The organism is Mucilaginibacter sp. P4_G9, from assembly GCF_056400985.1.
In genome coordinates, this window is record NZ_JBFUKF010000635.1 from 1 (window position 1) to 2012 (window position 2012).

At 42.7% G+C, this 2012-nt stretch carries 1 protein-coding gene; it reads left to right on the forward strand.

Annotation, left to right across the window (positions count from 1 at the left end; all coding sequences use genetic code 11):
• Positions 1-142: 142 nt before the first annotated feature.
• The coding region (locus tag AC1DPZ_RS26190; protein ID WP_477409035.1) for a SusC/RagA family TonB-linked outer membrane protein at positions 143-2012 on the forward strand (1870 nt) is incomplete at its 3' end.

Below are 2012 nucleotides of genomic sequence, written 5' to 3' on the forward strand. Positions count from 1 at the left end.
CAGTAAGGATTTACCAAATATACAAATCACTGTTCAGCTAAAGGACGCTTCAGTAGAAGATGCAGTGAAGGCAAGTTTAAAGGACCTACCTCTAACGTATAAGTTCGTCAAAAATAATATTGTCATAACCAGGAAGGAGATTTTGCAAGATAATCAACCGAAAACGAGTGTTTTAATAAAAATAGATATTTCGGGAAAGGTTGTAGATTCATTAGGCAGACCGTTGAGTGGTGCGACAGTTACCAATAAAAATGCTAATACTCATACGGGAGCCAACGCCAATGGCGAATTTGCAATAACGGCGAACGAGGGGGATAAAATAGAGATTGCATTTGTCGGATATCAGTCTTATGTATTCACTGCAAAGGCTAAAGAGCCATTTGTTGCCATCACCCTGCACGAAATTTTGGGTAAGCTTAGCGAGGTTGTAGTTGTTGGCTATGGTACTCAGAAGAAGTCTGATGTAACTGGTTCCTTATCCAGCCTGTCATCCAAAGATTTTAAAGATCAGCCGGTTACCCGTATTGACCAGGCCTTACAGGGCAGGGTTGCAGGTGTGCAGGTGGTTAGCAATTCCGGCGCACCCGGCGGTGATGTTAAAATCAGGGTGCGGGGTTCCAATTCTATACTTGGGGATAACAATCCGCTTTACGTTATTGATGGTTTTATAGGTGGCGATTTCAATAGCCTGAATCCTGATGACGTCGCTAATATTGAAGTTTTGAAAGACGCGTCAAGCACAGCAATATACGGTAGCAGGGGAGCAAACGGCGTTGTTTTGATAACCACCAAAAAAGGAAATTCGCAAAAACAGGAAATAACCCTTACACCTGTTTTTTATTCATCAAAGGTTATCAAGAAAATGGATCTGCTAAACGCAGCTGACTTTGCTACAACGGTAAATGCCCGCAATGCGGCTCTTGGTATATCACCTTTTTTTACCCCGGCACAAATAGATAATTTCAAAACCACTGGCGGAACTAATTGGCAGGATTTGGTTTTCAGGAATGCGCCCGGGCAGGAATATAAGTTAGGCTATTCGGGCGGCAATGCAAAAACACAATTCTTTATTTCGGGCGATTATCTTAACCAGGATGGTATTGTTATTAATTCAAACTTTAAGCGGTATGCCCTCAGATCTAACATTAATACACAGTTTTCGGATAAACTAACAACACGGCTCAATATCTCGGCCATACGAAGAGAAACACTGAATACAGGAAATCAGGGTACCGGTGGCTCTGTTAACCAGGCCCTGGCATGGGCACCCACTACACCGGTAAGGACGGCTGCCGGAACATATACTATCGTAGATCCGCTGGGTTCCATTCGTAGTAACCCCGTTGCTTTGGCAACTGATGCTGAAAATATTGTCGACAACTCCAATATAACCTTAAATGGAGGTGCAAATTACCACTTCTTTAAGGACCTTTCGTTGGACGTAAGCTTTGGTGTAGATTATCAGAATATTCAAGGCAAAAACTATTCCGGGCCAACTATTACCAATAATGTTCCAAACGCCAGCCGCACATCTACAGAATTGTTCAATTTGCAAAACACCAATACGTTAAACTATTCGCATCTGTTCAACAATGTGCACAGCTTAAACGTAACCGCGGTATTTGAGCAGCAGAAATATACTTCAACAGGGTTTAGCGCTAATGCTAATAACCTTACGTTTGCTAACCTGGGCTATGATAACCTTGCCTTATCCACTACGCAGTCGGCCGGTTCTGCATACTCAGGGTCGGCTTTAATATCTTATTTGGGCCGGGTAAACTATGCCTTTAAAGACAAATATTTGCTGACCGTTTCAGTCAGGAGAGACGGGTCTTCAAAGTTTCAACCAACCAACCAGGAAAGTACCTTCCCATCAGTTGCTTTAGGCTGGAAACTTTCTGAAGAACCATTCATTAAAAAACTCAACCTTTTTGATACATTCAAAATCAGGGGCAGCTGGGGCTTAACCGGAAGCCAGGCTATTAATCCATATGCCACGCTTTCAACTTACC